This is a genomic window from Modestobacter sp. VKM Ac-2983, assembly GCF_026967885.1.
GTDB lineage: Bacteria > Actinomycetota > Actinomycetes > Mycobacteriales > Geodermatophilaceae > Modestobacter.
In genome coordinates this window covers 867,662-890,409 of sequence record NZ_JAPVBK010000003.1, presented here as the reverse complement: position 1 = coordinate 890,409, position 22,748 = coordinate 867,662, and the positions used below count along the sequence as shown (strand labels likewise).

The window sequence follows — 22,748 nt, the reverse complement described above, 5'->3', positions numbered from 1 at the left end:
AGGACCCCCTCGCCCCCCAGACCTCGCTCCGCTCGGCCCGGGCCCCTGCGAGGGGGCCGATCCGTCAGCTGGGGCGCTGGGTCCGTTCGATCTGCACGCCCACGCCACGGAGCTGCTCGGTGAAGTCCGGGTAGCCGCGGTCGACGTGGTGCACGTCCTGGACTTCGGTGACGCCGTCGGTCAGCAGCCCGGCGAGCACCAGCCCGGCACCGGCGCGGATGTCGGTGGCCAGCACCGGCGCGCTGGAGAGCCGTTCCCGGCCCCGCACGACCGCGTGGTGGCCGTCGATGCGCACGTCGGCCCCGAGCCGGACGAGCTCGTTGACGAACATGAACCGGCCCTCGAAGACGTTCTCGGTGATCAGCGCAGTGCCGCTGGAGACCGCGGCCAGCGCCACGGCCATCGGCTGCAGGTCGGTCGGGAACCCGGGGAACGGGAGCGTGACGATGTCCATGCCCCGCGGCCGGTCCGCCATCGCCACCCGGATGCCGTCGTCCAGGGACTCCACGGTCGCCCCGGCGTTGACGAGCTTCTCCAGCGGCACGCTCAGGTGCTCGGCCACCGCCCGCTCGATCACCAGGTCGCCCCGGGTCATCACCGCACCGATCGCCCAGGTGCCCGCGACGATGCGGTCCGGGACGGTCGAGTAGGCCACCGGCCGCAGCTCCCGGACGCCCTCCACGGTGATGGTGGAGGTGCCGGCGCCCTCGATCTCGGCGCCCATCGCGACCAGCATCCGGCACAGGTCGACGATCTCCGGCTCGCGGGCCGCGTTGTCCACGATCGTCGTCCCCTGGGCGAGGGCGGCGGCCATCACCAGGTTCTCGGTGGCCCCCACGGAGGGGAAGTCCAGCCAGATCGAGGTGCCGACGAGCTTGGGGGCGGTCGCGATCAGGAAGCCGTGCTCGTTCACCACGGTCGCGCCGAGCCGCTCCAGCCCGGCGATGTGCATGTCCAGCCCGCGGGAACCGATGGCGTCGCCACCGGGCAGGGCCACCTTGGCGGTACCCAGCCTGGCCACCAGCGGGCCGAGCACGCTGATCGACGCGCGCATCCGGCGGACCAGGTCGTAGTCGGTCTCGCTGGAGGGCCGCTCGGGGACATCGATCAGGACCCGCCCGCCGCCGCTCGGGCTGTCGCCGGGCTCCAGCGGGTAGCGCTCGAAGGTCACGCCACAGCCCAGGCGCCGCAGCACCTCGCTCATGATCGTGACGTCGAGGATGTCGGGCACCTCGTCCAGCGTCGTCCGGCCCGGGGCGAGCAGCGCTGCCGCCATGAGCTTCAGCGCGCTGTTCTTGGCGCCGGTGACCCGGACGCGTCCGCGCAGGGACGACCCGCCGGTCACCTCGAAGCAGTCCACCCGCCCAGCCTAGAGGCGCGTGCGGACGGAGCCCGACCGGGCGCGGGGGTGGCGACGCACCGCCTGGTCCGGCCTAGTCTCGGGACCATGACCGTCCGGCTGACCCGCATCTACACGCGCACCGGTGACGCCGGGCAGACCCACCTCGGGGACATGTCCCGGGTGGCCAAGACGGATGCGCGGCTGATCGCCTACGCCGACGTCGACGAGACCAACAGCGCCATCGGGGTCGCCATCGCCCTGGGCGGGCCGTCGACCGAGGTCACCGAGCTGCTCCGCAGCGTGCAGAACGACCTGTTCGACGTGGGCGCCGACCTCTCCACCCCAATCCAGGAGGCGCCGGAGCACCCGCCGCTGCGAATCACCGCGGCGTACACGGAGCGACTCGAGGCAGCCTGTGACGCGGCCAACGCCGAGCTCCCCGCGCTGACCTCGTTCGTCCTCCCGGGAGGCACCCCGCTGGCCGCGCTGCTCCACACGGCACGCACGGTCGCCCGGCGGGCCGAGCGCAGCGTCTGGGCACTGCTGGCCGACGACGTGGAGCGGACCAACACCGAGACCGCCCGGTACCTCAACCGGCTGTCGGACCTGCTCTTCATCCTCGCCCGCAGCGCCAACCCGGACGGCGACGTGCTCTGGGAGCCCGGCGCGCACAGCGGCGTGCACGCCCAGCGGGCCGCCCGCGAGAGCTGAGACCGGCCCGAGCCCAACGGCGGCACGTGCTCGGCCCTCCTGCAGGGGCCCGCCGCGAGCTCGCGAGCGGTGGGGGCAGGAGGGCCCTTCTTCAGCGGTCGACCGGCGGAGCGGACTCGATCCAGGACAGGAACCCGGTCACCGTCGAGGAGTCCATCGCGAGCTCCTGGGGCCCGGCTCGGGTGCGCACGGTGAGGATCACGCTGTCGTCGGGCAGCGACAGGTCCGCCGCGGTCGGACGACGCCGGGCGTCGACCTGGAACTGGGCGCGGCACAGCCGCCGGTTCGGGCGGACCGACAGGGAGAGCGCGCGGTACCAGAGCAACGTGTCGCCGGAGTACCAGGCGACGCCGACGGCCCAGCGCGAGGTGCCGGGAGCTCGCAGCCACATGGTGACCGCCCCCAGCCCGGAGAGCAGGAACCGCCGGCGCAGCAGGAACGCGGCGACCAGGGCGACCAGCAAGAGCCCGACGAGGACCAGGACGACGGTGGTCACCGGGCGGGGCTCGTCAGCCGAGGCGGGTCAGGTACGGACTCGGTCGGCGGTCAGGCGTCCTGGCCGGCGGCGCGGATCCGGGACTGGGCTCGCCGGGCCGCGGCGAGCGCCTCCGGGTCGTCCCCGGCCTGCTCTGCGCGGCGGAGCGCCTCACGGGCCCGCTCCACGTCGATGTCGGCGGAGATCTCCGCCGTCTCGGCGAGGATCGAGACCCCGCGCTCGGTCACCGACAGGAAGCCCCCGTGCGCGGCGACGACCAGGTCCTCGCCGGACTCCGTGCGGATGCGCACGACGCCCCCGGGGGCGAGCTCTCCCAGGAGGGGCGAGTGGCCGGGCAGGACACCGAGCTCACCCTCGGTGGTACGGGCGATGACCATGCTGGCCTCACCGGACCAGAGCATCTTCTCCACGGCCACGAGCTCGACCTGCAGGGTCGCCACGTATGTCCTCCAGGGTCATCGACCGCCCGAGCCAGGCCGGTGATGCGGGCCGCCGGTCCGGTCGGAGCGGCAGCGGGTCTCCTCCACTGTACCGGCGGTGTGGCCCCGCCTCCGCCACAGGCTGTCACCGGCCCCGCGGGCACACCCCGGATGGGGAGAGAGGGCTCCCGCCGCGCGCGCCGCCGGAAGCCGGTCAGCGGTGCGGGCAGGCGGCGGTCAGTACTCGGTGCGGCGGTAGACCACGGTCCAGCGCCCGAGCCGCAGCTGCGGGTGCCAGACCACCGACGACGGCGCCCACTCGGTCGTGTCGAACGGTTCACCGCCCACTGCCAGCGGCGCGTACGGCGGCCAGCTCCACTCCATCGCGTCGTCCGGTGACGCATCGTGGCGGGTGGTCCCGCTCAGCGAGGTCGCCGTCATCGACGTCCCGCTGCGCAGGGCCGCTGCCAGGTGCCAGGTGTGCACGTGTCGTACTCCTGTGCATGACGCCCGCCGCTCGGACGTTCCGGTGGACATGTTCGTCACCCGGCCCCCCGAACTTGAGGCTCCCGAGTGCGGCCCATCCGATCGGGTGGCGCGCCACCAGCACAGCGGCGCCGCCCGCACCCGGACCGTCACCGGTTCCGCGCCCTGGACCGGCGCAGGACGCCGGAGAACGCCACGGCCGGGCACCCCCGTGGGGATGCCCGGCCGTGGCGCGGTGCTGGGACGGCCCCCTCGCCGGGCCCGTCGCGAGCGGCGGGGGCGAGGGGTCCTCGATCAGCTCTTCTTGAGCTTGTCGTAGTTCCGCTCGAGGTCCTCGAGGCCACCGCACATGAAGAAGGCCTGCTCGGGGACGTGGTCGTAGTCGCCGACGGTCAGCGCCTTGAAGGCCTGCAGGGTCTCGGTGAGCGGGACGTAGGACCCCGGCTGCCCGGTGAACGCCTCGGCGACGAACATGTTCTGCGAGAGGAACCGCTCGATGCGACGGGCCCGGTTGACGGTGAGCTTGTCCTCTTCGCCGAGCTCGTCGATGCCGAGGATCGCGATGATGTCCTGCAGCTCCTGGTAGCGCTGCAGGATCCGCTGGACCTCGCGGGCGATGTCGTAGTGCTCCTGCCCGATGTACTGCGCGTCGAGGATCCGGCTGGTCGAGTCCAGCGGGTCGACGGCCGGGTAGATGCCCTTCTCCGAGATCGGCCGGGAGAGCACGGTCGTCGCGTCCAGGTGGGCGAAGGTGGTGTGCGGCGCCGGGTCGGTGATGTCGTCGGCGGGCACGTAGATGGCCTGCAGCGAGGTGATGGACCGGCCCCGCGTGGAGGTGATCCGCTCCTGCAGGGTGCCCATCTCGTCGGCCAGGGTCGGCTGGTAGCCGACCGCGGAGGGCATGCGCCCCAGCAGCGTGGAGACCTCGGAGCCGGCCTGGGTGAACCGGAAGATGTTGTCGATGAAGAGCAGCACGTCCTGGTCCTGCTCGTCGCGGAAGTACTCCGCCATCGTCAGGGCCGAGAGGGCCACCCGGAGCCGGGTGCCCGGCGGCTCGTCCATCTGGCCGAACACCAGGGCGGTCGAGTTGATGACGCCGGACTCGGTCATCTCGGTGATGAGGTCGTTGCCCTCACGGGTGCGCTCGCCGACGCCGGCGAACACCGACACGCCACCGAACTCCTGGGCGACGCGGCGGATCATCTCCTGGATGAGCACCGTCTTGCCCACGCCGGCACCGCCGAACAGGCCGATCTTCCCGCCGCGGACGTAGGGGGTCAGCAGGTCGATGACCTTGATCCCCGTCTCGAGCAGCTCGGTGCGGCCCTCGAGCTGGTCGAACTTGGGTGCGTTGCGGTGGATCGACCAGTGCAGGGCGTCCTCGGCGTAGCCCGGCGTGTCCAGGCACTCCCCCAGGGCGTTGAACACGTGCCCGGTCACCACGTCGCCGACGGGCACCATGATCGGGGAGCCGGTGTCGCTCACCGGGGCGCCGCGGACCAGGCCGTCGGTCGGGGCCATCGAGATGGTGCGGACCACGTTGTCGCCCAGGTGCTGGGCGACCTCGAGGGTCAGCGTCTTGCCCAGGTCGGCGAGGGTGACCTCGACCTTGAGGGCGTTGAAGAGCTCGGGCATCGCGTCGCGGGGGAACTCGACGTCGACGACCGGGCCCGTGACCCGGACGACGCGGCCTGCGCCGACGGTCTCCTGGCTGGACGGACGTTCCTCGGTGACGGTCATCTGTGCTGCTCTCCTGCCCTGGGGCTCGGTGGTCTCGCGTGTTGAGTGTCCCCGTCCGCGGCGGCTGACGCCGCGGACGGGGCGGGTGGCTCAGTCGTCGGCGTTGGCCGACACGAGCGCGTCGGCGCCGCCGACGATCTCGCTGATCTCCTGGGTGATCTCTGCCTGACGGGCCGCGTTGGCCTGCCGGGAGAGGTTCTTGGCCAGCTCCTCGGCGTTGTCCGACGCCGACTTCATGGCCCGGCGGCGCGACGCCGACTCCGAGGCAGCTGCCTCGAGCAGCGCCGCGTAGATCCGGGTCGTCACGTACTTCGGCAACAACGCGTCCAGCAGCTGCTCGGCCGACGGTTCGAACTCGTAGGCCGGGGTGATGTCGCTGCTGCGGGACTCCTCGGCCTGGACGTCGCGATCGTCGCGCAGTTCGTCGACCTCCTCCACGACCAGCGGCGCCATCCGGTTGGCCACCGGCACCTGGGAGAGCAGGGAACGGAACTCGGTGTAGACGATGTGCAGTTCGTCCACGCCGAGCACGTCGTCGGCACCCCCGCCGGTCTCGTCGTCGTCCTCACCGGCGGTGAAGGCGGTGATGAGAGTCCGACCGATCTCCTGGGCGTCCTCGTACCCCGGCTGCTCGGAGAACCCGGTCCAGGTCTCCTCGACGTCCCGGTCACGGAACCGGTAGTACGTCTCGCCCTTGCGGCCGACGACGTAGAGCAGCGGCTCCTTGCCCTCGTCGCGGAGCAGGGCGAGCAGCTCCTCGGTCCGCCGCAGCACGTTGACGTTGTAGGAGCCGGCGAACCCGCGGTCGGAGGTGACCACCAGCACGGCGACCCGCCGGGGGTTCTCCCGGTCGGTCAGCAGCGGGTGGTCCAGGCTCGCCGAGCCCGCCAGGGCCGACAGCACGCGGGTGATCTCCCGGGCGTAGGGCTTGGAGGCCTCGACCCGGGCCTGGGCACGCACGATGCGCGCGGCCGCGATCAGCTCCTGAGCCGAGAAGATCTTCTTCGTCGACTGGGTGGAGCGGATCCGGCGGCGCAGCGCGCGGAGGGAACCAGCCATCGTCAGCCGGCCCGCTTGACCTGGACGGTCTCCTGGCCCCGCTCACGAGCGTCCATGGCTTCGACCTCGGGCTCGTTGCCCTGCAAGGACTCACCCTCGGAGGTGGTGAACTGGCCGTAGAACTGCTCGACCGAGGACTCCAGGCTGGAGACGGTGTCGTCCTCGAGCTTCTTCGACGTCCGGATCGAGTCGAAGGCGATGCTGTCGCCCCGGTCCAGGAAGTCCAGGAACTCGGCCTCGAAGCGACGCACGTCGGGCACCGGCACCCGGTCCAGCTTGCCGGTGGTGCCCAGCCACAGCGAGACGACCTCGCGCTCCACCGGGTACGGCGAGTACTGGCCCTGCTTGAGCAGCTCCACCAGACGCTGACCGCGCTCCAGGGTCGCCCGGCTGGAGGCGTCCAGGTCCGAGGAGAACGAAGCGAACGCCTCGAGCTCACGGAACTGGGCCAGGTCCAGCCGCAACCGGCCGGCGACCGACTTCATCGCCTTGATCTGCGCCGAGCCACCGACCCGGGACACCGAGACGCCGACGTTGATCGCCGGGCGCACACCGGAGTTGAAGAGCCCGGTCTCCAGGAAGATCTGACCGTCGGTGATCGAGATGACGTTGGTCGGGATGTACGCCGAGACGTCGTTGCCCTTGGTCTCGATCAGCGGCAGCCCGGTCATCGAGCCCGCGCCCAGCTCGTCGTTGAGCTTGGCGCAACGCTCGAGCAGCCGGGAGTGCAAGTAGAAGACGTCGCCGGGGTAGGCCTCGCGACCCGGCGGACGGCGCAGCAGAAGCGAGACCGCGCGGTAGGCCTCGGCCTGCTTGGACAGGTCGTCGAAGACGATCAGGACGTGCTTGCCCTCGTACATCCAGTGCTGGCCGATGGCCGAGCCGGTGTACGGCGCGATGTACTTGAAGCCGGCGGCCTCCGAGGCAGGGGCGGCGACGATGGTCGTGTACTCCATCGCGCCGGCGTCCTCGAGCGCGGCCTTGGTCGCCGCGATGGTCGAGCCCTTCTGACCGACCGCCACGTAGATGCAGCGAACCTGCTGCGCCGGGTCACCGGTCGCCCAGGCCTGCTTCTGGTTGATGATCGTGTCCAGCGCGATCGCCGACTTGCCGGTCTGCCGGTCACCGATGATCAGCTGACGCTGGCCACGGCCGATCGGCGTCATGGCGTCGATGGCCTTGATGCCGGTCTGCATCGGCTCGTGCACCGACTGCCGCTGGACCACGCTGGGCGCCTGCAGCTCGAGGGCGCGCCGGGTGGTGCTCTCGATCGGGCTGCCACCGTCGATGGCGTTGCCCAGCGGGTCGACGACCCGGCCGAGGAAGCCGTCGCCGACCGGCGCCGAGAGGACCTCGCCGGTCCGGCGGACCGTCTGGCCCTCTTCGATCCCGGAGAAGTCACCGAGGATGACGACGCCGACCTCGCGCACGTCGAGGTTCAGCGCCAGTCCCCGCACGCCGCCCTCGAACTCGAGCAGCTCGTTGGTCATGACCGAGGGCAGACCCTCGACCCGGGCGATGCCGTCGCCGGACTCGGTGACGACCCCGACCTCTTCCCGGGAGACGTCCGGGGTGTAGTCGGTCACGTAGTTCTGGATGGCACTGCGGATCTCGTCCGCGGAGATCGTCAGCTCGGCCATGGCTCTGCGTCCTCTTCCTGCTGGTGTCTGTGGTGGTGCGGTGCCGCGGTCGCGGTCGAGCTGGTTCAGCCGGCGAGTCGCCGGCCGCTGGCCTCGAGTCGCGCAGCGATGCTGCCGTTGATGATCTCGTCGTCCACCCGGACGACCAGGCCACCGAGCACGTCGGGGTCGACCTGGACCTGCAGGCCCATCGTCCGCCCGTAGAGCCGGCCGAGCACGTCGGTCAGCCGCTGCTCCTGGGCGGCCGTCAACGGGACGGCGGAGGTCACGTGGGCGACCGAGCGCCCCCGGCGCCGGGCGGCCATCGTGGAGAGCCGCTCGACCTCGTTCTCCGGGTTGTGGACGTGCGGGCTGGTCAGCGCGTTCCGCACCAGCCGCTCGGTCACCGGGCTGACCCGGCCCGCCAGCAGCCGGTCGAGGAGGGCGGTCTTGCCCTCCCGCGGTGCGGACCGGTCACCCAGGATGCGGGCGAGGTCGTCGTCCCCGGCCACGATGCGGCCGAACCGGAACAGCTCGTCCTCGACGCCTTCCAGCTCGCCACGCGCGTCGGCCGCGTCCAGTGCGGCTTCGGTGGCGAGGGTCTCGGTGGCCTCCACCAGGTCCCGCGGTCGCGACCAGCGCTGCCGCACGACCGTCTCGACCACCGACATGGTGTCGGCACCGAGCTGGCCGGAGAGCAGCCGCCGAGCCAGCCCGGCGCGGTCGTCGGGTCGCACGGAGGCGTCCGACAGCGCCCGGCGGAGCGACGGCTGGCTCTGCAGGAGCTGAGCCACGGCGAAGAGCTCGTCGGCCAGGGTGAGCAGGACGTCACCGTGGTTGCGGCTGCGAGCCCCCTGGGACTTCTCCTGCAGGCTCGCCCGCGACTCCTCCATCGCAGCCCGACTGGACGCGTCCATCAGCGGTTGCCCTCGGGGACGTAGACCGTGCTGCCGGTCGTGGCGCCCGAGGCCGGCTGCACCCCACCGTTCCCGGCGGGGTTGCTCGCGGCCATCTCGTCCAGCTCGTCGAGGAACCGGTCGACCGTCCCGCTGCGGCGGGCATCGTCGGCCAGCGACTCGCCGACCACCCGGCCGGCCAGCTCGACGGCCAGGCTGCCGATCTGGCCGCGCAGCTCGGCCACGACCTGCTGACGGGAGGCAGCGAGCTGCTCCTCGCCGCGGGCCACGATCCGGGCCGACTCCTCCTGGGCCTGGGCGCGCAGCTGCTCGATGATCTGCTGCCCCTCGGCCCGGGCGGAGTCCCGGATCTGCGCGGCTTCGTTGCGGGCCTCGGCGAGCTGGGCCCGGTACTGCTGCAGCGCTGCCTCAGCCTCGGCCTGCATGGCCTCGGCCCGCTCGATGCCGCCCTCGATGGCCGAACGGCGCGCCTGGAAGACCTGCTCGAACCGCGGGGCGACGAACTTGACCACCACGAAGAGCAGGACCGCGAAGGCGATCAGTCCGACGATGATCTCGCCGACGGGCGGGAGGAGCGGGTTCGCGCTCTCCGCAGCCAGGATGCTCATGCTCTCAACGTCCTCGTCTGGGTGTCAGTGACCGAACTCGTCCGACGAGTTCGGATCAGGTGCCGTAGACGAGGGGAGCGACGAAGCCGATCAGTGCCAGCGCCTCGGCCAGGGCGAAGCCCAGGAAGGCGTAGGTACGGGTCAGGCCAGCCGATTCGGGCTGACGAGCGGTGGCCTGGATGTAGGCGGCCCAGACGAGGCCCACACCGATGCCGGGGCCGATCGTGGCGATGCCGTAGCCGACCGAACCGATGCTGCCCTCGAGCTCTGCGAGTACCTCGATCATTGCGGGGTGTTCCTCCTGTGTCGTCGCCCGGTGGTCACCGGGCGGCTGGCGGGGTCGTACGGGTGGTGCAGTCCATGGGGGCGGCCCGGCGTACGGGCCACCGTGGTGCGGGTCAGTGGGCCGCTTCGACGGAGCCGTTGAGGTAGGTCCCCATCAGCATCGTGAAGACGTAGGCCTGCAGGAAGATGACCAGCAGTTCGAAGAACGTCATCACGATCGCCATCAGCGCGGAGATGGGCCCGAAGACGGCCGAGAAGTTGCCGACCGAGAGCAGGTAGGTGGCGCCCAGCGCGAACGTCACCAGCAGCATGTGGCCGGCGAACATGTTCGCGAAGAGCCGGATCGCCAGCGTGAACGGCCGGACGATGAAGTTCTGCAGCAGCTCCAGCGGCGTGATCAGCAGGTACATCGGCTTGGGCACGCCCGGCAGGAACATGATGTCCCGGAAGTACGGCCACAGCCCCTGGTTCTTGATGCCGACCACGATGTAGACGACCCAGCAGATCAGCGCCAGCACCAGCGGGAAGGCGAACTTCGACATCGGCGAGATCTGGGCGAACGGGATGATCGCCATCAGGTTGTTCGCCAGGATGAAGAAGAACAGCGAGGCGAGGAACGGGGCGAACGGCAGGCCCTTGGGGCCGACCACGTCGCGGGCGATCCCGTCGCGGATGAACGAGTAGCCGGTCTCGCCGATGAACTGCATCTTGCCGGGGACGATCTGCGGCTTGCGGACCGTGGCCACCAGGAAGGCGATCATGGCCAGCGTGGCCACCCAGGCGATGATCGTGATCCGGGTGATCTCGAAACCGACACCGAGCACGGAGAAGCTGGTCAGAACCTCGGGGTAGAACTCACCGATGCCCGGGGGCGTGAAGCCGCCGCCGGGGTCGCTCTCCACAGCGAGCACGTCGCCGAGCGCGTGGGCGCTGGAGGTCACCGTTGTCCCTTCTGCGTCCTGGGCCGGCTCCGTCGTCCGCCCGGGGGGTGTCCGGCACTCCGCCCGGGGGCCGGGTCGGGTTCGCCATAGGTCTTGACCACCACGTAGATGGCCACTGCCACGCCGAGGATGATCCCGACCGGGAAGAACACTCGCGTGTCCAGCCACTGGTCGATCAGCCACCCGACCCCGCCCCACACCGCCATCCCGGACAGGAGCGTCCCGGTGACCGCCCAGCCCATGTCAGCCCCGCTGGGCTGACGAGCTGCACGCGCAGGTCGTGGTCGTGCGCCCCCAGGTTCGGGGGTGTCCTCGGCCATCGGTTCGGACACTATCAGCCGGGTGGGGCCGGGTTTTCCGGGGAATGCCGCCGACCCCCCGGTGGGGTGGGCGGCGGGACGTAGAACAGCTGCCGCGTCCAGACCCAGCGCAGCTGCACGCCGCTCCACAGCAGCGCCCCGACGACGACGGTCCAGGCCAGCACCTGACGGTCCGGCCACCCCTCGGCGGGCAGGCCGGTCAGCAGCGGGAACAGCACCAGCGCCTTGAGCCCGAACGTGCCCAGCGCCGCCGGCATCGTCCAGGTGTCGTCCACCTTGCCGGCCCAGGCCACGACCAGCCCCGAGACGCAGAAGAACGCCGTGACGACGGCCGCGCCGATGAGCACGGTGAGCGCGTCCGCCCAGCTCAGCGCCACCCCGACGACGACAGCGGCCCCCCCGGTCACCGCGGCGGTGACGAGCAGGCCGACCCGGAGGAACGACAGGTCCCAAGGTGCGTCCCCGGTCGTCCGGACACCGCTCACCGGCGCACCCCCGCCGGGGTGGACGGTGCGGCAGGAGACGGCGGACGCGGCGCCCCGGCACCGTGCCGGACCGCCCGGCTTGCCGGATGTGCGGCACGGCTGCGGTCCCGCATCGCCGCGAGCTCGGCCTCGCGGGCGGCGATCGCCGCGCGGCGGGCACGGGGGCTCAGCACCACGACGACGCCCACCACGAGCAGGGCTCCGACGATGACCAGGACCTCGGCGGTGCCACCGGTGATGGACAGGGCGACGGCGCCGAAGCTGAGCAGCGCCGCCCAGAAGTACATGATGAGCACCGCCCGGCGGTGCGAGTGCCCGATCGACAGCAACCGGTGGTGCAGGTGCATCTTGTCCGGGCTGAACGGTGACCGACCGCGCCGGGTGCGGCGCACCACGGCCATGAGCAGGTCGATGAACGGGATGAAGAGCACCGCGATCGGCACGAGCAGCGGCAGGGTCAGCGGGAGCAGGCTGGCCGCCGAGCCGAGGGTCTGCGAGTCGGTCTGCCCGGTGGCCGAGACCGCCGCGGCCGACAGCATGAGCCCGACCAGCATCGAGCCTGAGTCGCCCATGAAGATCCGGGCCGGGCTGAAGTTGTGCGGCAGGAAGCCCAGGCAGGCGCCCGCGAGCACCGCGGTGATCAGGGCGGGCGCGCTGGCCACGTCGTCGAAACCGACCAGGCCGAGGTTGTAGCTGTAGGCGAAGAAGGCCAGCGCCGCGATCGCCGACACCCCGGCGGCCAGCCCGTCCAGCCCGTCGATGAAGTTGAGCGCGTTGACCGTGAGGACGGTCAGCAGGATCGTCGCCGGCACCCCGACGTCCGGGCCCAGGGACAGCGTGCCGATGTCGGCGACCGGCAGGAACACGTACGCCAGCTGCACGCCGAGCAGCACCATCACCCCGGCCGCGGCGATCTGGCCGGTGAGCTTGGTGAGCGCGTCGAGACCGAACCGGTCGTCGAGGACCCCGAGGGCGCAGATCAGCCCGCCGGCCACCAGGACGGCGATCGTCTGGGTGCTGAACTCGAAGCTCCGCTGCAGCGAGGGCAGCTGCGAGGCGACCAGGACGCCGGCCGCCACGCCGAGGTACATCGCCACTCCCCCGCCCCGCGGGGTCGGGATGACGTGCACGTCGCGGTCACGGACCGCCGCCATCACCCGGAACCGGACCGCCGCCACCCGCACCACCGGCGTGGCCAGGAAGGTGACCAGCGCGGCGGCGAGGAGGACGACGGCGTACTCGCGCACGGCTCAGCCGACGCGCGTGGGCACGGGGTAGGCAGGGTGGGCGCCGACCAGCTCGCGCACCCCGGCCGCGACCTCGGTCGTCCGGGAGCCGTCGGCGTCCCGGATGGCGGTGCCGATGAGCGAGGCGATCGACTTCATGTCGCTCTCCACCATGCCCTGGGTGGTGACCGAGGGGCTGCCGACCCGGACGCCGGAGGCGACCGAGGCCGGCTGCGGGTCGAACGGGATGGCGTTCTTGTTGAGCACGATGCCGGCCGCGTCGCAGCGGGCCTCGGCCACCTTGCCGGTGACCGGCTCGCCGGCGGTGTCGGTCACCTTGCGCAGGTCCAGCAGCGCCAGGTGGGTGTCGGTGCCACCGGCGACGGGGCGCAGGCCCTCGGCGGCCAGGCCCTCGGTCAGCGCCTGGGCGTTGGTGATCACCTGGCGGGCGTAGGTCTGGTACTCGGGCGCGAGGCACTCCTTCAGGTTCACCGCCTTCGCCGCGATGGCGTGCATGAGCGGGCCGCCCTGCATCATCGGGAAGGCCGACTTGTCGATGGCCTTGGCGTGCTCGGCCTTGCAGACGATCGCCCCACCGCGGGGGCCGCGCAGCACCTTGTGCGTGGTGAAGGTGACGACGTCGGCGTAGGGCACCGGCGAGGGGATCGCCTTGCCGGCCACCAGGCCGATGAAGTGGGCCGCGTCGACCATGAAGATCGCGCCGACCTCGTCGGCGATCTCCCGGAAGGCGGCGAAGTCGATCAGCCGCGGGATCGCCGAGCCACCGGCGACGATGAGCTTGGGCCGGTGCTCGCGGGCCAGGTCGCGGACCTGGTCGTAGTCGATGTGCTCGGTCTTCTCGTCGACGCCGTACTGCACGGCGTTGAACCACTTGCCGGAGAAGGAGACCTTGGTGCCGTGGGTCAGGTGCCCGCCGTGCGGCAGCGCCATGCCCAGCAGGGTGTCACCGGGCTGCAGGAAGGCGCCGTAGGCCGCCAGGTTCGCGCTGGCACCGGAGTGCGGCTGCAGGTTGACGTGCTCGGCGCCGAACAGCTCCTTGCCCCGGGCGATGCCGATCTCCTCGGCGCGGTCGACGACCTCGCAGCCGCCGTAGTACCGCCGCCCCGGGTAGCCCTCGGCGTACTTGTTCGACAGCGTGCTGCCCAGCGCGGCCAGGACGGCGGGGCTGGTGAAGTTCTCGCTGGCGATCAGCTGCAGCCCACCCCGCAGCCGGTCGAGCTCGTCGAGGACGACTCCGGAGATCTCCGGGTCGAAGTCGGCCAGGGCGTCGAAGTCGGGGCCCCAGTAGGGGGTGGTGGCCGGGGTGCTCATCGCGGGTGCACTCCTGCTGCTCGGTGCCGGTGCCCGCGTGCACTCGTCGTGAGAGGCGCGCGGCTGTCGCACCACGGTATCGCTATGACCTCGCGATCCTCCGGATCGCACCGCGGCCCGGCAGGGCCGCCATGTCACAGCAGCGGCCCGGAGGGTCGCAGTTCAGTCGGTGATGTCCGGGACGACCTCGCGGAGCTGCTCCAGGCTGATCGCGCCCAGGCGCAGCACCCGGGGGGTCGGGGCCGTGCAGTCGACGATGGTGCTGGGCGCCGACCCGGTGCGCGGCCCACCGTCCAGGACCACCGCCGCATGCTCGCCCAGCTGGTAGGCCGCCTCCGCCGCGGTCGTGCCGGCCGGCCGGCCGGACCGGTTGGCACTGGAGACCGCCAGCGGGCCGGTCCGGCGCAGCAGGTCCCGGGTGACGTCGTCGTCCGGCAGCCGGACGGCGACGGTCCCCTCGGCGTCCCCGAGGTCCCACGCCAGCGACGGCGCGTGCTCGACCACCAGGGTCAGCCCCCCGGGCCAGAAGGCCTCGGCCAACTGGTGGGCGACCGGGGGGACGACGACGACCAGCCCGGCCAGCGTCGAGGCCTCCCCCACCAGCACGGGGACCGGCATGTTCCGGCCCCGGTTCTTGGCCGCCAGCAGCCGGGTCACCGCGGCCGGGGTGAAGGCGTCGGCGGCCACGCCGTAGACGGTGTCGGTCGGGAGCAGGACCAGCTCCCCGCGGGACAGCGCCATGGCGGCCTCGGTCAGCCCGGCCTCGCGCTGGTCGGGGTCGCTGCAGTCGTAGACATCGGGCACGAGTGCGCAGTCTGCTCCACCTAGGCTGCGCCCTCGTGCACAGGTGGGCGATGGCGACGTCCCTGGTCCTGCTGCTGGCCGGCTGCGGGGAGGCCGGTGCCCGCGCAGGGCAGGTCACCACACCGGCCACCGGGGCCCGCTTCGACTACCAGCTGGGCGGGGCCCATCTGCCGGCGGACGGCGTGCAGGTGGTGGTCCGTGACCGCACCGCCGAGCCGGCGCACGACGGGTACCCGGTCTGCTACGTCAACGCGTTCCAGACCCAGCCGGGCGCCACGGAACTCCCCGCCGACCTGCTGCTGCGCGATGACGGCGCCCTGGTCGAGGACCCGGACTGGCCCGGGGAGCACCTGCTGGACGTCTCCACCGCCGCTCGGCGCGAGCGTCTCGCCGAGCGGGTGGGCGGCTGGCTCACCGGCTGCGCCGCCGACGGGTTCGCCGCCGTCGAGCTGGACAACCTGGACAGCTGGACCCGGTCCGGGGGTCGGCTGGACCGGGCCGACGCGGCGGCGATGGCGCGGCTGCTGGTCGACCGGGCGCACGCCGCCGGTCTTGCGGTCGCGCAGAAGAACGCCCCCGAGCTGGCCGGCACGGGCCTGGGGTTCGACTTCGCCGTGGTCGAGGACTGTGGCGCCTACGACGAGTGCACGACCTTCACCGACGCCTACGACGTGGTGCTCGACGTCGAGTACACCGACGAGGGGTTCGCCGCGGCCTGCGGTGTCGCGGGCCTGAGCGTGCAGCGCCGCGACCTGGCGGTCTCGGTACCGGGCGACCCTGCCTACGTGGCGGAGTGGTGCCCGGCCAGCTGAGCCGTGGTGTAGCGCGGCCGGCCGGCGAGGTCGGCGTGGTCGGCCACCCCGGCCCAGCCGCCGTGAGCCCGCACCAGCGCCGGCAGCGAGGCCCCCTGCTGATCGGCGTGCTCGATGCCCAGCCACCCGCCGGGCCGCAGCAGCCGGGCGGCGGTGCCCAGCAGGCCGCGGACGACGTCCAGCCCGTCCGGCCCGCCCCACAGCGCCAGCGGCGGGTCGTGCTCGGTGACCTCCCGGGGCAGCCCGGCGCCGTCGGGCACGTAGGGCGGGTTGGAGACGACGACGTCAACGGTGCAGTCGAGCTCGACCAGCAGCAGCGGGTCGGTCATGTCCCCGGCGCGCACGTCGACCGGGGTGTCTCCGGCCGCGGCCCGGGTGCGGGCGTTGTGCCGGGTCCACTCGATGGCCCCGGCGTCCCGCTCCACGGCGACCACCCGGGCGCCGGGGTGCTCGTGGGCCACCGACAGCGCGATCGCCCCGGACCCGCTGCCCAGGTCGACGACGAGCGGCGCGTCCTGCCCGGCGATGCGCTCGAGCACCCAGCCGGCGATGAGCTCGGTCTCCGGGCGGGGCACGAACACCCCGGGCCCGACGGCGAGCTCGAGGTGCCGGAAGGGGGCGGTGCCGGTGAGGTGCTGCAGCGGCACCCGGTCGGCGCGCAGCTCGATCCACCTGGTGAACCGCTCGGCGTCGGCCGAGGGCACGTCGCCGGCGGTGAGCAGGGCAGCGCGGGAGGTGCCCAGGACGGCGGCGAGCAGCAGCTCGGCGTCCACCCGCGGCGAGTCCACCCCGGCCGCGGCGAGCCGCCGGGCGGCCTCGGCGAGCAGGGTGCGGGCGGCGGTCAGGAGCCGGCCGCCAGCAGCTCGGCCGTCGCGGCCGCGGTGAGCGCGTCGAGCACCGGGTCCAGGTCGCCGTCCAGCACCTGGTCGAGGTTGTGCGCCTTGAAGCCGACCCGGTGGTCGGCGATGCGGTTCTCCGCGAAGTTGTAGGTGCGCACCCGCTCGCTGCGGTCGACCGTGCGCACCTGGCTGCGCCGCTGGTCCGACGCGGTGGCGGCGGCCTCCTCCCGCGCGGCGGCGAGCAGCCGGGAACGCAGCACCCGCAGCGCGGACTCGCGGTTCTGCAGCTGGCTCTTCTCGTTCTGCGAGCTGACCACGATCCCCGAGGGCAGGTGGGTGATCCGCACCGCGGAGTCGGTCGTGTTGACGCTCTGCCCGCCGGGGCCGGAGGAGCGGAAGACGTCGATGCGCAGGTCGTTCGGGTCGACGCTGACGTCGACCTCCTCGGCCTCGGGGAGCACGAGCACCCCGGCCGCCGAGGTGTGGATCCGGCCCTGGGACTCCGTCACCGGGACCCGCTGCACGCGGTGCACCCCGGCCTCGAACTTCAGCCGGGCGAAGATCCCCTCGTCGGTGCGTGACTTGATCGCCACGGCGACGTCCTTGTACCCGCCCAGCTCGGCCGGGACGGCGTCGAGGACCTCGGTCGCCCAGCCGCGCCGCTCGGCGTAACGCAGGTACATCCGCAGCAGGTCGCCGGCGAACAACGCCGACTCCGCCCCGCCCTCCCCCGCCTTGATCTCGAGGATGACGTCCTTCTCGTCGTCGGGGTCCTTGGGCAGCAGCAGCTCGGTGAGCCGACCGGTCAGCTCACCGACGCTGCCGGCCAGCTCCTCCGCCTCGGCGGCGAAGGAGGCGTCCTCGCCGGCGAGCTCGCGGGCGGCGGCGAGGTCGTCGGCCGCCGCGTCCAGGGCCCGTGCGGTCTCCACGACCGGCGCGAGCTGGGCGTACCGCCGCCCCAGCCGGCGGGCCCGCGCGGCGTCGGCGTGCACCGCCGGGTCGGCGAGCTCGGCCTCGAGCTCACGGTGCTCGGCGAGCAGGCCGGCGAGCCGGTCGCTGCCGGCTCCGGTGCTGCTGCTCACGGGCACTCCTCCTGCTGCTCGATCCCGCTGCTGCTCGATCTCGCGGGCCCCGGCCGGGGTGCGGACACGACGACGGCGCCTGCGCCGCCCTGGTGGAGGGCGGCGCAGGCGCCGTCGGGGGTGCTACTTGTCGGCCGGGGTGCCGGCAGCGCGCTTGCCGAACCGCTTCTCGAAGCGGGCGACGCGGCCACCGGTGTCCAGGATCTTCTGCTTGCCGGTGTAGAAGGGGTGGCACGCCGAGCAGACCTCGACGGTCAGCTGACCGGACGGCGAGGTGCTGCGGGTGGTGAACGTGTTACCGCAACCACAGGTCACCTCGGTGACGTTGTACTGCGGGTGGATGTCGGCCTTCATGCCGGTACACCCTCTCTCTGGTCTCGTGGTCTGCTGGTCAGTCTGCTGGTCATGCACCGTCGGGGAACTGGGCGACCCCTGACGGCGGAGGCTCGATCGCCCAGTGTACGGCCCCCCTGCCGAGCCCCGTCGCGACCTGGCACGCGGCGGGGAGCAGGGGGCCTTCGTCAGTCCTTCTCGTTCACGCCCAGCGTCGTCTTCTGCACCTGCATCAGGAACTCGATGTTGTTGCGCGTCTTGCGCATCCGGTCGAGCAGCAGCTCCAGGGCCTGCTGGGGCTCCAGGGCGGAGAGCACCCGGCGCAGTTTGATGATGATCGCCAGCTCGTCGGGCGAGAGGAGGATCTCCTCCTTGCGGGTGCCCGAGGCGTTCACGTCGACCGCCGGGAAGACCCGCTTGTCGGCCAGTCGCCGGTCCAGCTTGATCTCGGCGTTCCCGGTGCCCTTGAACTCCTCGAAGATGACCGTGTCCATCGTCGAACCGGTCTCGACCAGCGCCGAGGCGATGATCGTCAGCGAGCCGCCGTTCTCGATGTTGCGGGCCGCACCGAGGAAGCGCTTCGGCGGGTAGAGCGCCGTGGAGTCGACACCACCGGAGAGGATCCGCCCGCTGGCGGGGGCCGCCAGGTTGTAGGCGCGACCCAGCCGGGTGATCGAGTCGAGCAGGACGACGACGTCGTGGCCCATCTCGACCAGGCGCTTGGCCCGCTCGATCGACAGCTCCGCGACCGTGGTGTGGTCTGCCGGCGGCCGGTCGAAGGTCGAGGCGATGACCTCGCCCTTCACCGAGCGCTGCATGTCGGTGACCTCTTCGGGCCGCTCGTCGACCAGCACCACCATGAGGTGGACCTCGGGGTTGTTGGTCGTGATCGCGTTGGCGATCGACTGCAGGACCATCGTCTTGCCGGCCTTCGGCGGGCTGACGATCAGCGCCCGCTGGCCCTTGCCGATCGGCATGACGAGGTCGATGAGCCGGGTGGTCATCAGGTGCGACTCGGTCTCCAGCCGCAGGCGGTCCTGCGGGTAGAGCGGGGTCAGCTTGGTGAACTCGGGGCGGTTGCGTGCCTGCTCCGGGTCCAGCCCGTTGACCGAGTCCAGTCGGACGAGCGCGTTGTACTTGTCCTTCTTCTCGCCCTCACGGGGCTGACGGACGGCCCCGGTGATGGCGTCGCCGCGGCGCAGGCCGTAGCGACGCACCTGGGACAGCGAGACGTAGACGTCGTTGGGGCCGGTCAGGTACCCCGACGTGCGGACGAACGCGTAGCTGTCCAGCACGTCCAGGATGCCCGCCACCGGCAGCAGGACGTCGTCCTCGCTGACGGTGGGCTCGCCCTGGTCGAAGCGCTCACGGCCACCGGCGCTGCCACCGCGCCGGTTCCGGTCGCGGTACCGGCGACCGCGGCGACCGCGGCCGCCCTCGAAGTCGTCGTCGTCCTCGTCGGTCCGGGCCTCGCCACGGGTGTCGGCACGCGTGTCGTTGCGGTTGGCGCCCGCGTCGCCGCGGTTGCCGGCGCCGTCGGTGCGGTTGCCGTCCCGGTTGTTGCGACCCGGGCGTCCGGACTCGCCGTCGGTGCGGTTGCGCCCGCCGCGCTGCTCGCCGTCACGGTCGGTGCCGTCCCGGTTGCCCCGCTCATCCCGGCTGGCGTCCCGGCTGCGGTCCTCGCGGTTGCCGGAGTCGCGGTTGCCCCGCTCGTCACGGTTGTCGGCGTCGCGGTTGCCGGAGTCGCGGTTGCCCCGCTCGTCACGGTTGTCGGCGTCGCGGTTCCGGTCCTCGCGGTTGCCGGAGTCGCGGTTGCCGGAGTCGCGGGTGGGCCGCTCATCTCGGTTGCCGGCGTCCCGGTTGCGGTCCTCGCGGGGGGTGCGCTCCTCGCGCTCGCCACCCTCCCGGGGGGCACGCTCGGCCCGGTCCCGGTTGCGACTGCGCTGCGGCCGGTCGCCGCCGGTACGGGCGTCGACCGGCGGAGCCTGGTCGGTGTCCTCGGCAGTCCCCTCGGCCGCGGTCGGCTGGGCGATCTCGTCCGCAGCGGCCGGGCTCGCCGGCGCGTCGGGGGTGCTGGCCGTGGAGTCGACGGTGGGCGCACCCGCCGGACGGCTGGCCGCGCGACGGCGACGGCCGGTCGGGGCGGCGTCGGTGGGGGCAACGTCGGTGGGGGTGGCCTCGGTGCCGGTCACCGGGCCGCTGTTGGCGCCGCCGCTGACGGGGGCCTCCAGGGGGGCGGCAGACGCAGCGGCACCACCGGTGACGGCCTCGTCGGCCCGGGGGGCCGACACGTCCGGGGCGGTGGCCGGCTCAGCGCCGGCCGGCCCAGCGGCGGGCGCCTCGGCGGCGGGAGCGCCGCCGACCTGGCGCTCGGAGATCGCGGCGACGAGGTCGCTCTTGCGCATCTTGCCGGTCCCGGGGATGCCGAGTTCGCCGGCCAGGCGCTGCAGCTCGGGCAGCAGCATGCCGGACAGTCCGCTGCCACGGCGGCGCGAACGGGGAGCCGTCGCGCTTCCGGCAGCTGCCTCGTCGGACGGGGCGGCGTCGTGCGCGCCGTCGATGAGGTCGGTGCTCTCGCTCACGTACAGGTCCTTCCCTGCGGTGACCTGCGCCTACCAGCGCAGGAGGTGACCCGGCCCCGGAACGCGAGAGCCCGGTGGAGGACTCGTCGGATCGATCGGGAGTGCTCGGGTCTGTGGATGCGAGGGGTTCAGCGGTGACGGATCGACCGTCTGCAACGCCTCGCGTGAGGCTCGCCCGGAGGCGGCTACGGCATCAGCCTAGACACAGGCCGACAATGCTCACAACACAGTCCGTCACGGGTGTGTTCCAGGCGCCCAGGACGATACCGCATCGTGATCACCGGGCGGCGAGGTGACGACCGCGCCGGTGGGGTCGACGGCCATGGGGCGACATTCCCAGCCCCCCGGCGTCAGCTCCTGCAGCGCTCTGACCTGCGCCGCGGCAGCCGGTGCCGCGGCGTCCTCGCCCGGACCCAGCACCGCCAGCGCCAGCACGCACGGGCCGGCACCGGAGACGACGGCCGGGTGCCCGTCGGCCCGCAGCCGGGCCAGCAGCGCGGCGCTCTCCGGCATGGCGGGTGCCCGCTGCGCCTGGTGGAGCCGGTCCTCGGTCCCCGCCAGGAGCAGTGCGGGGTCGCGGGTGAGCGCGTGCACCAGGAGGGCGGAGCGGCCGGCGGCGTGGACGGCGTCGGCGTGCGGCACGGACTCCGGCAGCAGCCCCCGGGCCAGGTGGGTGGACAACGTGGTGGCCGGCACGAAGAGGACCGGGACGATCCGCGGGTCGACGGCCAGTCGCGCGGCGCGCGCCCCCGAGTCCGTCGTCCAGGACAGCGTCGCCCCACCCAGCAGGCACGGGGCCACGTTGTCCGGGTGGCCCTCGAGCTCCGAGCACAGCCGGAGCACGGCGTGCTCGTCGACCTCGGCGACGTCGGGGCACAGCGCCCACGCCGCCAGCACCCCGGCGGTCACCGCCGCCGCGGAGGAGCCCATCCCCCGCCCCTGGGGGATGGTGTTGTGCGCGGACAGCCGCAGTCCGGGCGGCGTCCAGCCCAGCTCGGCCGAGGCGGCGCGGAACGCCCGCACCACCAGGTGCGACTCGTCGGTGGGCAGGTCACCGGCCCCGGCGCCCGACACCTCGACGGTCAGCCCACGGTCGGTGACGGCGACGTCGACGGAGTCCCAGCACGACAGTGCCAGCCCGGCGCAGTCGAAGGCCGGCCCGAGGTTCGCGCTCGTCGCCGGGACCCGGACGCGGACCGCTGGGAGCTGTGCCACTCAGAGCCCCAGCTGCGCCGCCGCGGCGGCGGCGTCGACCGGGACGGTGACCGGGACGGGGGCACCGGAGATCGCCCACTCCGGGTCCTTCAGGCCGTTGCCGGTGACCGTGCAGACGACCCGCTGGCCCGGCTCCAGCCCGCCGGCCTCGGCGACCTGCAGCAGCCCGGCCACCGATGCGGCCGACGCCGGCTCGACGAAGACGGCCTCACTGCGGGCCAGCAGCCGGTAGGCGGCCAGGATCGCCCGGTCGGTGACCGCGTCGATCCGGCCACCGGAGGCGTCCCGGGCGTCCAGCGCCTTGGTCCAGGACGCCGGGTTGCCGATCCGGATGGCGGTGGCGATGGTGCTCGGCTGCTCGACGACCCGGCCGGTGACGATGGGCGCGGCGCCGGCGGCCTGGAAGCCCCACATCTTCGGGGTGCGGGTGGCCGGGCCGTCGGCGGCGTACTCGCGGTAGCCCTGCCAGTAGGCGGTGATGTTGCCGGCGTTGCCGACCGGCAGGCAGTGCACGTCGGGGGCGTCGCCGAGCACGTCGACGATCTCGAAGGACGCCGTCTTCTGACCCTCGATGCGGTACTGGTTGACGCTGTTGACCAGGCTCACCGGGTAGTCGATCGCCAGCTTGCTGGCCAGGGTCAGGCAGTCGTCGAAGTTGCCCTCGACCTGCAGCAGCTTCGCCCCGTGCACCAGCGCCTGGGCCAGCTTGCCGGTGGCGATCTTGCCCTGCGGCACCAGCACCGCGCAGACCAGACCGGCCCGGGCCGCATAGGCCGCCGCGCTGGCGCTGGTGTTGCCGGTGGAGGCACAGATCACCGCCTGCGCGCCCTCCTCCACCGCCTTCGAGATGGCCATGGTCATACCGCGGTCCTTGAACGACCCGGTGGGGTTCGCCCCCTCGACCTTCAACCAGACGTCGCACCCGGTGCGGCGGGACAGCTCCGGCGCCGGCAGCAGCGGGGTGGCGCCCTCCTGCAGCGTCACCACCGGGGTCGCGGCGCTCACCGGCAGCCGGTGCCGGTAGGCCTCGATCAGCCCGGGCCAGTACGGCGAGACCGGGGCGCGCAGCCCCGTCGGGAGCCCAGCGCTCATGAC

Annotated in this window: 23 protein-coding genes; 2 read left to right on the top strand and 21 right to left on the bottom strand. The window is 72.7% G+C overall.

What is annotated here, in order from left to right; all coding sequences use genetic code 11:
- Window positions 1-64: 64 nt before the first annotated feature.
- Window positions 65-1,360, bottom strand: coding sequence for a UDP-N-acetylglucosamine 1-carboxyvinyltransferase (gene murA / locus O2W18_RS16270; RefSeq protein WP_269188494.1), 1,296 nt, complete (start codon window positions 1,358-1,360; stop codon window positions 65-67).
- Window positions 1,361-1,447: 87 nt separating this feature from the next.
- On the opposite strand from murA, the gene O2W18_RS16265 reads away from it, so the two are divergent.
- A complete protein-coding gene (locus O2W18_RS16265) occupies window positions 1,448-2,053 on the top strand; it encodes a cob(I)yrinic acid a,c-diamide adenosyltransferase (protein WP_269188493.1) in 606 nt (201 codons plus the stop codon).
- A gap of 91 nt (window positions 2,054-2,144) precedes the next feature.
- Here O2W18_RS16265 and O2W18_RS16260 read toward each other — a convergent pair whose 3' ends face one another.
- From O2W18_RS16260 to O2W18_RS16195, 14 genes are all read right to left on the bottom strand, one after another.
- Entirely contained in the window at window positions 2,145-2,549 is a 405-nt protein-coding gene (locus tag O2W18_RS16260) for a DUF2550 domain-containing protein (RefSeq protein ID WP_269188492.1), read from the bottom strand.
- Between the two features lie 50 nt (window positions 2,550-2,599).
- Window positions 2,600-2,989 carry a F0F1 ATP synthase subunit epsilon gene (locus O2W18_RS16255; protein WP_269188491.1) on the bottom strand — a complete coding sequence of 130 codons (390 nt, stop codon included), beginning with the start codon at window positions 2,987-2,989 and terminating at the stop codon, window positions 2,600-2,602.
- Window positions 2,990-3,205: 216 nt separating this feature from the next.
- Entirely contained in the window at window positions 3,206-3,454 is a 249-nt protein-coding gene (locus O2W18_RS16250) for a hypothetical protein (protein ID WP_269188490.1), read from the bottom strand.
- 294 nt (window positions 3,455-3,748) lie between these two features.
- Window positions 3,749-5,194 (bottom strand): F0F1 ATP synthase subunit beta, encoded by a 1,446-nt coding sequence (gene atpD, locus O2W18_RS16245; RefSeq protein ID WP_269188489.1) that lies wholly within the window; start codon window positions 5,192-5,194, stop codon window positions 3,749-3,751.
- A gap of 90 nt (window positions 5,195-5,284) precedes the next feature.
- Entirely contained in the window at window positions 5,285-6,253 is a 969-nt protein-coding gene (locus O2W18_RS16240) for a F0F1 ATP synthase subunit gamma (protein ID WP_269158803.1), read from the bottom strand.
- Between the two features lie 2 nt (window positions 6,254-6,255).
- Window positions 6,256-7,893, bottom strand: a complete 1,638-nt coding sequence (atpA, locus tag O2W18_RS16235) for a F0F1 ATP synthase subunit alpha (RefSeq protein ID WP_269188488.1) — start codon at window positions 7,891-7,893, stop codon at window positions 6,256-6,258.
- Between the two features lie 65 nt (window positions 7,894-7,958).
- Window positions 7,959-8,789, bottom strand: coding sequence for a F0F1 ATP synthase subunit delta (locus O2W18_RS16230; RefSeq protein WP_269158801.1), 831 nt, complete (start codon window positions 8,787-8,789; stop codon window positions 7,959-7,961).
- Window positions 8,789-9,397 (bottom strand): F0F1 ATP synthase subunit B, encoded by a 609-nt coding sequence (locus tag O2W18_RS16225; RefSeq protein ID WP_269188487.1) that lies wholly within the window; start codon window positions 9,395-9,397, stop codon window positions 8,789-8,791. The genes O2W18_RS16230 and O2W18_RS16225 overlap by 1 nt, the downstream gene beginning before the upstream one ends.
- Before the next feature lie 55 nt (window positions 9,398-9,452).
- Window positions 9,453-9,683, bottom strand: a complete 231-nt coding sequence (gene atpE, locus O2W18_RS16220) for an ATP synthase F0 subunit C (RefSeq protein ID WP_014377627.1) — start codon at window positions 9,681-9,683, stop codon at window positions 9,453-9,455.
- A gap of 112 nt (window positions 9,684-9,795) precedes the next feature.
- A complete protein-coding gene (atpB, locus tag O2W18_RS16215; protein WP_269170817.1) occupies window positions 9,796-10,623 on the bottom strand; it encodes a F0F1 ATP synthase subunit A in 828 nt (275 codons plus the stop codon).
- A 334-nt stretch (window positions 10,624-10,957) separates the two neighbouring features.
- Entirely contained in the window at window positions 10,958-11,428 is a 471-nt protein-coding gene (locus O2W18_RS16210; RefSeq protein WP_269188486.1) for a hypothetical protein, read from the bottom strand.
- The gene (locus tag O2W18_RS16205) at window positions 11,425-12,675 is read right to left on the bottom strand and encodes a glycosyltransferase family 4 protein (protein ID WP_269188485.1); all 1,251 of its coding nucleotides are present in this window, start codon (window positions 12,673-12,675) and stop codon (window positions 11,425-11,427) included. Before O2W18_RS16205 ends, O2W18_RS16210 begins: the two co-directional genes overlap by 4 nt.
- Window positions 12,676-12,678: 3 nt before the next feature.
- Window positions 12,679-13,986 carry a serine hydroxymethyltransferase gene (glyA, locus tag O2W18_RS16200; protein WP_269188484.1) on the bottom strand — a complete coding sequence of 436 codons (1,308 nt, stop codon included), beginning with the start codon at window positions 13,984-13,986 and terminating at the stop codon, window positions 12,679-12,681.
- A gap of 162 nt (window positions 13,987-14,148) precedes the next feature.
- The gene (locus O2W18_RS16195) at window positions 14,149-14,790 is read right to left on the bottom strand and encodes an L-threonylcarbamoyladenylate synthase (protein ID WP_269188483.1); all 642 of its coding nucleotides are present in this window, start codon (window positions 14,788-14,790) and stop codon (window positions 14,149-14,151) included.
- A 50-nt stretch (window positions 14,791-14,840) separates the two neighbouring features.
- Here O2W18_RS16195 and O2W18_RS16190 point away from each other — a divergent pair, with 50 nt between their 5' ends.
- Window positions 14,841-15,602, top strand: coding sequence for an endo alpha-1,4 polygalactosaminidase (locus tag O2W18_RS16190; RefSeq protein WP_269188482.1), 762 nt, complete (start codon window positions 14,841-14,843; stop codon window positions 15,600-15,602).
- Here O2W18_RS16190 and prmC read toward each other — a convergent pair.
- From prmC to thrC, 6 genes are all read right to left on the bottom strand, one after another.
- Window positions 15,572-16,429: a peptide chain release factor N(5)-glutamine methyltransferase gene (prmC, locus tag O2W18_RS16185; protein ID WP_269188659.1), complete on the bottom strand. Its 858-nt coding sequence runs from the start codon at window positions 16,427-16,429 to the stop codon at window positions 15,572-15,574. The genes O2W18_RS16190 and prmC overlap by 31 nt on opposite strands.
- A 14-nt stretch (window positions 16,430-16,443) precedes the next feature.
- Window positions 16,444-17,523 (bottom strand): peptide chain release factor 1, encoded by a 1,080-nt coding sequence (gene prfA, locus O2W18_RS16180; RefSeq protein WP_269188481.1) that lies wholly within the window; start codon window positions 17,521-17,523, stop codon window positions 16,444-16,446.
- Between the two features lie 123 nt (window positions 17,524-17,646).
- Window positions 17,647-17,877, bottom strand: a complete 231-nt coding sequence (gene rpmE, locus O2W18_RS16175) for a 50S ribosomal protein L31 (RefSeq protein ID WP_036340197.1) — start codon at window positions 17,875-17,877, stop codon at window positions 17,647-17,649.
- Between the two features lie 167 nt (window positions 17,878-18,044).
- Window positions 18,045-20,438, bottom strand: a complete 2,394-nt coding sequence (gene rho / locus O2W18_RS16170; protein WP_269188480.1) for a transcription termination factor Rho — start codon at window positions 20,436-20,438, stop codon at window positions 18,045-18,047.
- Window positions 20,439-20,672: 234 nt separating this feature from the next.
- Window positions 20,673-21,653: a homoserine kinase gene (gene thrB, locus O2W18_RS16165; protein ID WP_269188479.1), complete on the bottom strand. Its 981-nt coding sequence runs from the start codon at window positions 21,651-21,653 to the stop codon at window positions 20,673-20,675.
- Window positions 21,654-22,745, bottom strand: coding sequence for a threonine synthase (thrC, locus tag O2W18_RS16160; RefSeq protein ID WP_269188478.1), 1,092 nt, complete (start codon window positions 22,743-22,745; stop codon window positions 21,654-21,656).
- Window positions 22,746-22,748: the final 3 nt, after the last annotated feature.